6 protein-coding genes are annotated in these 6,329 nt (G+C 64.7%); 2 read left to right on the plus strand and 4 right to left on the minus strand.

The window, feature by feature from the left end; translation table 11 throughout:
- Positions 1-203 precede the first annotated feature (203 nt).
- Together ABEA06_RS13735 and arsB are read right to left on the minus strand one after the other, a co-directional pair.
- Complete coding sequence (locus ABEA06_RS13735; protein ID WP_345311862.1) at positions 204-638, minus strand: arsenate-mycothiol transferase ArsC; 435 nt, start codon at positions 636-638, stop codon at positions 204-206.
- Between the two features lie 52 nt (positions 639-690).
- Positions 691-1,785, minus strand: coding sequence for an ACR3 family arsenite efflux transporter (arsB, locus tag ABEA06_RS13740; protein ID WP_345311863.1), 1,095 nt, complete (start codon positions 1,783-1,785; stop codon positions 691-693).
- Between the two features lie 84 nt (positions 1,786-1,869).
- On the opposite strand from arsB, the gene ABEA06_RS13745 reads away from it, so the two are divergent.
- Positions 1,870-2,244: an ArsR/SmtB family transcription factor gene (locus tag ABEA06_RS13745; protein ID WP_345311864.1), complete on the plus strand. Its 375-nt coding sequence runs from the start codon at positions 1,870-1,872 to the stop codon at positions 2,242-2,244.
- Positions 2,245-2,392: 148 nt separating this feature from the next.
- Here the strand turns inward: ABEA06_RS13745 and ABEA06_RS13750 are convergent, their stop codons facing one another.
- Both ABEA06_RS13750 and ABEA06_RS13755 read right to left on the minus strand, forming a co-directional pair.
- Positions 2,393-3,421, minus strand: a complete 1,029-nt coding sequence (locus ABEA06_RS13750; RefSeq protein WP_345311865.1) for a hypothetical protein — start codon at positions 3,419-3,421, stop codon at positions 2,393-2,395.
- A complete protein-coding gene (locus ABEA06_RS13755) occupies positions 3,418-4,674 on the minus strand; it encodes a hypothetical protein (protein WP_345311866.1) in 1,257 nt (418 codons plus the stop codon). The genes ABEA06_RS13750 and ABEA06_RS13755 overlap by 4 nt, the downstream gene beginning before the upstream one ends.
- A 375-nt stretch (positions 4,675-5,049) precedes the next feature.
- Between ABEA06_RS13755 and ABEA06_RS13760 the strand changes: the two genes are divergently transcribed.
- The gene (locus tag ABEA06_RS13760; RefSeq protein ID WP_345311867.1) at positions 5,050-5,988 is read left to right on the plus strand and encodes an AbiTii domain-containing protein; all 939 of its coding nucleotides are present in this window, start codon (positions 5,050-5,052) and stop codon (positions 5,986-5,988) included.
- Positions 5,989-6,329 lie beyond the last annotated feature (341 nt).

Here is a 6,329-nt window from a genome sequence, read left to right on the forward strand (position 1 = left end):
AACGCCGCGCCCCGGCACGACCGAAGGACCAACAGTGGAACACCGCCAACAGCGAGGCCGGCTACTTCACCACGCCCGAAACATGCTCACCCAGCAGATCTGGAATCACGCTCCGGCCCGAACCCGCGTCGGTGGATCGAGGCTAAGCAGTCATCGGGATCATCCGTTCTGTCGGAAGGGAGAAGAAGAAAAGGGGGTGGGAGTCAGGCGGGGCCACCGTTGGCGAGCTCCGTGAGCAGCTGCTGTACCCGGGCGTCAATGTCGTCGCGGACCAAGCGCATCCGCTCGGCCCCCTCGATGCCCCGGGTCAAGGGCTCATCGGTGTGCCAGATCTCGATGGTCCCGGCCATGCCCTCAGCCGGCTCAACCTTCGCCTCAACACCCAGGACCACGACCCGGTCGATGGTGCGCAGCAGGTCAGGGTCGATGGGCTTCGGGTGGCCGTGGGACATATCGGCCCCGACCTCGGCGATGACCTCGGCCGAGAGGACGTTGATCTTGCTGCCGGGCTTCGTGCCGGCGGAGTGGACCTCCACGGCATTTGCTGCGCGGTGTTCCATGAGGGCGGCGGCCATCTGGGACTTGCCGCCGTTCTTGGCGCACACGAACAGGACGGAAGGCTTCGGGGTCTCGCTCAATGGATACTCCTGGAGAGTCGCGGGGTCAGAGGATGCGCGGAATGTGGTGGGGTCAGCGAGTGGGGACGGTGGCATCACCGGGGAAGAGCTTCCGCCCGGCCCACAGGGACACGTAGACCAGCGCCACCAGCACGGGCACCTCGATCAGCGGGCCGACCACACCAGCCAGGGCCTGCCCGGAGGTCACCCCGAAGGTGCCGATGGCCACGGCGATGGCCAGTTCAAAGTTGTTGCCGGCGGCGGTGAAGGCCACGGTGGTGGACTTCGCATAGGTCAGCCCCAAGGCGCGGGAGGCGAGCAGGCCGATGCCGAACATGAGGACGAAGTAAGCCAGCAGGGGCACAGCGATGCGGGCGACGTCCCAGGGGCTCGAGGTGATGGCGTCGCCCTGCAGGGCGAAGAGCAACACGATAGTGAACAGCAGCCCGTACAGGGCCCAGGGCCCCAGATTCGGCAGGAACGTGGTCTCGTACCAGGTGCGGCCCTTGGCCTTCTCGCCCAGGGTGCGGGTGAGGAACCCTGCGACCAACGGGATGCCGAGGAACACCAGGACACTGGCCACGATGGACCACACGGAGAACTCCGCAGAGGTGGTGAGTAGGCCCAGCCACCCGGGGAGGACCTGGAGGTAAAACCAGCCCAGGGCGCCGAAGGCGATGACCTGAAAGATGGAGTTGATCGCGACTAGCACCGCGGCCGCTTCACGGTCCCCGCAGGCGAGGTCGTTCCAGATCAGCACCATCGCAATGCAGCGGGCCAGCCCCACGATGATCAGCCCGGTGCGGTACTCGGGCAGGTCGGGCAGGAAGATCCAGGCCAGAGCGAACATCAGCGCGGGCCCGACGATCCAGTTCAGCACCAGGGAGGCCCCGAGCAGCCGGCGGTCCCCGGCGATCCGGTGGGTCTCGTCGTAGCGGACCTTGGCCAGGACTGGATACATCATCACCAGCAGACCGATCGCGATCGGCACCGACACCTCCCCGATCTTCACGGCCTCCAGGGCGGTGTTCAGACCGGGGACGAACCGGCCCAGCAGCAGACCGGCGAGCATGGCAATGAGGATCCAGGCGGGCAGCCAGCGGTCGAGGAGGGACAGGTCCTTCATCACCCCCTGGTGGGTGGCGGGGGCGGTGGCCGTGTTGCTCATGATCAGGGGCAGCCCTTCGTATTGACAATGATCTATCGGAAACACTAAGGGTCACATCGACATCGGTCAATGTAGGATGGGGTGATGATTCTCGCACCCGACCGCCAGGCCACCACCGCTGATGTGTACGCCCCAAGCGCACCAGCAACGGAGTGCTGCTCCCTTGCGGGCGGGCCCATGGGTGTGGATGACGCGCAGCGGATCGCCGGTCGGCTCAAGGCCCTGTCCGACTCCACTCGCCTGCAGCTGCTCTCCCATGTGGCCGCCCAGGGCTGCGGTGCGGTCTGCGTGTGCGACCTGACCGCGGTGGTGGACATCAGCCAGCCCACGGTCAGCCACCACATGAAGAAGCTCGTCGACGCGGGACTGGTCACCCGCGAGCAGCGCGGCAAGTGGGCCCACTACTCCGTGGTGCCCGAGGCCTTCGCTGAGCTCCGTTCCTTCCTCGATCTCGGCTGAACCGGCCCAGTGCCGGGGCGAATCGAAGTATCTCCGGTTTTGACCGCATAAGCAGCGGGTACAAGGATGCACCCTGGTCTTCGCTTTACATAAGGCCCGGTTACCGGACACTCAGCTGCAGGAAGTGAGGTGAGCATTGATTCACCGCTCATGTCGCTGACGTGCCGCTCGAGTCATGCTGTGGACGTAGCCGCTGCCACATCTGGGCAATCTCTGGTGAGAGGCGATAGTACTGCTGTGGCGTATTGCCTACGGCATAGTTCATTTCATAAGGGGCATTGCTGCGATTGAACCGACGGCGCAGCGTGATGGCGAAGCCTCCATAGTCTCCGCGGTGGGCGTTCTTTTCCCGGCCAGTGCGTTCCATGACCTGATCCCCGCCGATCCATTCCCCTGGTGTTGCGGCGCACAGGTCCATCGTGGCGAGGATGGTCGGGCTCGAGGTCGCGCTTGCCAGTTGCGTGAGGTCGTCAACGGTCCAGGGGGCTTCGGGCACAGTGGTAGTTGTGCTCGTACTTCGTTCCGCCCGAGAGGGCGCCACGACGAATTCCTCAGCTTCGGGCGGTGGCCACACTTGGGACACAGTGACCAAATGGTGGTCCCCGAGTCGGTAGGCGCCGACCTGAATCAAGGTGAAATCGATGCCCTGTTCACCGAGCCAGACCACCGATGAAGTCAGCGTGGTTGGGAAGCTCCCGGCGATGAGTACTATGCGCGGTGATCGAAGGGTGTCGGAGGACAGGGCAGGTGCGTGCGTCCGGAGAACGGCCAGCGCTTCCTCTGCGGTGGTGGGTGCGTCATCTTCTTGCGAATGGAAGCTGAGATAGGCATCAGCAAGCTGCTCCACTTCGAACCGTGAGGCCATAGCGGCATATTTGACCGACTGCAGGGTGACGAAATCCGGGGCTTGATCTCGCTTCAACTCGGCCACAACCAGTCGCCCGTCTGCATCGAGGCCCAGCACGTCCAGGCGATCGGCTTCGCGTCCGTCCCGGGACATCCACCGGTCGAACTCACTGGTGATGACCAGGACATCGACACCAAGCATCTCCGGGTGTGCGAGTACCCACTCCTGCAAATGCTCGCGTTCGCGGAGACCGGCTTGGGCCAGCGTGATCGACACCGCTGGGGTTGCTGTGCTGCCCGCGACGCCGAACACCAACTCGTCTCTGTTCATTGGACTTCCTTGTCTGACTCGCGGAGCGCGACGTCTGAGCCGGGGTCATTTGGCAGTTCTTGGCGTCGCTTGTCCTCGATCCTCGCGGCCATGTCGAGGACCACCTGGTCGCGCGCTGCGCCGACGTGGGCGCCCACAGCTTTGACCCTGGCCCGGGCGGCCTTCGGCACCGCGCCGAGCGCTCCTCTCCAAGCTCTGTGCCGGGCATTTACCAGTGCCAAATTCTCCAGCCGGGCGTGGTGGGCGAAGGTCGCCAATTGGGCGTTGATCGTGTTGACGTTCGCGTCGATCTGCGTGCTGAGCCGGGGGTGGCGAAGCTTCTCGCTGTCGGTGAGCAGGTCCGGGCGGTGGAACGCCTCGGCCAGTGAGTGAACGATTTTCCACACGCCGCTGAGGCGGTCCGCCCGGGAGAGTCCGATGGCCCGGCGATGGTTGTCGAGCTCGTCCGGGTCGGTTGCCGTCACGCGAGCGATCTCCAGCACGGCCAGACGGTCCTGCAAGTTGATGGCCGTGGACAGGACGGCGAGCCAGAACGGCAGCTCTGACTTGATCTTCTTGGTGGCCGAGGAGAACGCACTTGAAGACGTGGCTGTGCGGGCGTCATCTGCGAAGCCGCGCAGGTGCTCCAGGGCGGAGGACAGGGCAATGTGCAGATCCGTGGAGTTCCCCTGGATCTTTGACCAGGTCGTGGCGGACACGGTGCCGAGCTGCTCGTGGATCATCGTGGCCTCATCCAGGGCCAACGAGATCCCGTGCAGCTGAGCTACTTCCCTGTACTTCGTCTCCGCGAGCAGCTGCTCGACCTTGATGTCGATCGCTTCGAGATAGTCCGTCATCTCCTTGGCGGTTTGACGGAGCGCCATGGCCGTGGCCGTCGCTGCCAAAACCATGGGTGCTGCCGGAGTGGCGAGGGCGGCTGGCTCGAACCGCAGGTGCCCCACGATCGATCCCGCCGGCCCCCGGGCGACACCAGCTAACAGGCCGTCCTTCGTCGACGCGGTGATCCCGGCCTCTCGCAAAGTCGTCGCGGACTCGGCGGTGAGCTTCATCCAGCGACCGCTCTGCGCCTGTGCTTCGGAGAGCCCGTAGAAGGCCGCACCTGCAGCGAGCAGGAGATCCGGTGTCAGCTTCGCAGTGCTTTTCGAGCTCGCGTCGAAACGCTCGGCCAGCGCCTGGACGTCGACGCTCGTGCCGACCAGGAGAATGCCGTCCTCATGCTGAACGACGCCCACTACCGCTTCGTCTGTGCCCATGGCCGGATTCTCTCAGGCCCGGCGCACCGTCCGGCGATCCGCCACGTGGTCGAACGTATCGTCGTCGCACTTCACCACTTCAGCGGCAATGCGCGCGACCACGTGCGTGCCGGATGACCCGTCGGTGGCGTCGGCCTAGGAAAGTAGTGTTTGCATCATGTCTCAAGGCTTCGTTCCGCTGTCCGTCCGCCGGGGTTTGCGCGATCCGCTCCCGTATAGCGAGGGCGTGCCGGACCACATCCGGCACCAAGCTTTTTCCTGGGTGTCAGCGCTGATCAACGCCGGCGATGCTGGCCTGCACCGGCCCGGAGTGTCGGGAGATCCCGGTAGATTCAGCGGGACATGCCTCGGCCCCCTTACGCAGAAGGATCTTGAATGGCGAACACCCTGCTCAGTTCTCTGAGGGAGCACGTGCTCGACGAATCCGAGCCTCTAGCCGGGCTCCTCCGCAAGTGCCTGCTGCTCGGTGCCGAGACCGGCTCCGACTCTCTGCGGCAGTGGGCCAGATACGAGCTCAACGGATACGACGAGGACGTAGACGTGCCCAGCTATCGGTTGCTGCCGCCGCTGCCGATCAAGGTGAACTCGATCAGCGGGAACACCGTGGTCACGGGTCAAACCCTAGATCGCCTGCAGCTGCCCGTAGAGGCTCAGGAAGGGGCGCCGGAGTCGTTCCCCCTCCGTCAGCCCGTCGAAGAGCTGGAAAGCCTCACAGGGAGGTCTTCAACCTCATTTACAAACACGGGACTGGCCTACGCCCAAACTGTCTGGAACAGACAGCTTGGCCCATACCAGCAGATCACGGGGATGTCCTACTCGCTATCCGGTGCAGTGCTCACCGGGGTACTGGGTCAGATCCGTACCCAGCTCGTTGACGTCGTCGCCGATCTGACGGCGGAGACTCCTCTGGCTGAGCTGCCCAAGAAAGATGCCGTAGACGCCGCCGTGGGCCAGCACATCGGTACGCAGTACAACACCACAATCCAGACGTCCAACGGGCCGACTGCCATCGGGCACAGAGCCAAGGCCAAAACTGAGGGGCTGAGCGTCGAAGACGCCCTCAAGCTCCTCAACGCCGTGCAAGCCGCAGCAAGGGACGTGGCTGACGACGAGGCCCGAGCGGAGCTGCTGGCGGCGGTCGAGGACCTGCGCGCCGCGACCGTGCAGGAGGCCCCCGACACCGGCGACGTCATCAGAAAGGCAGGCAAGCTGCGCACTATTGCCGCGAGCATTGGGATCCCAGCCGTCACGGCGGCCACAAGTGGAGCGGTCGAAACAGTCACCACCTTGGCGCTATCCGGCGCCTTCGGATGAGCAGCTAAAACAGCCATGCCGAAGGTCCCGGGTCACTCCGGGGCCTTCTTGCTCACCGACGCCTAAAGTCTGCTCGCCAGTGCCGCATACGCCAATGGATCATTTCGATTGAAGCGAGGGGTGCGTATCGCCTCCACGGCGTCGTATGCTGCTGGGGCAAACGGGGCCGCTCCTGCTGCGATAGCAGCTACAGTAGCTGGCACAGATGCCCCGCCTGTTGCCACGGCGACACCGGTACCGAGGCCAGCCGCGACTAGGTGTAAGAGGGCGTGACGTTGTTGACACGGTCCGGGGTGCGTGAGGCCGGGGGCTGGTCGCCGCAGGCGGTATGGGGTCGGTGG

The sequence above is a fragment of the Kocuria gwangalliensis genome (genome assembly GCF_039544365.1).
GTDB classification, from domain to species: Bacteria; Actinomycetota; Actinomycetes; order Actinomycetales; family Micrococcaceae; genus Kocuria; species Kocuria gwangalliensis.

Bases quoted from the DNA above. Each gene is read 5' to 3' on its own strand.
- arsB (WP_345311863.1), bottom strand. From the start codon at position 1,785: ATGAGCAACACGGCCACCGCCCCCGCCACCCACCAGGGGGTGATGAAG.
- ABEA06_RS13745 (WP_345311864.1), top strand. From the start codon at position 1,870: ATGATTCTCGCACCCGACCGCCAGGCCACCACCGCTGATGTGTACGCC.
- ABEA06_RS13750 (WP_345311865.1), bottom strand. From the start codon at position 3,421: ATGAACAGAGACGAGTTGGTGTTCGGCGTCGCGGGCAGCACAGCAACC.
- ABEA06_RS13755 (WP_345311866.1), bottom strand. From the start codon at position 4,674: ATGGGCACAGACGAAGCGGTAGTGGGCGTCGTTCAGCATGAGGACGGC.
- ABEA06_RS13760 (WP_345311867.1), top strand. From the start codon at position 5,050: ATGGCGAACACCCTGCTCAGTTCTCTGAGGGAGCACGTGCTCGACGAA.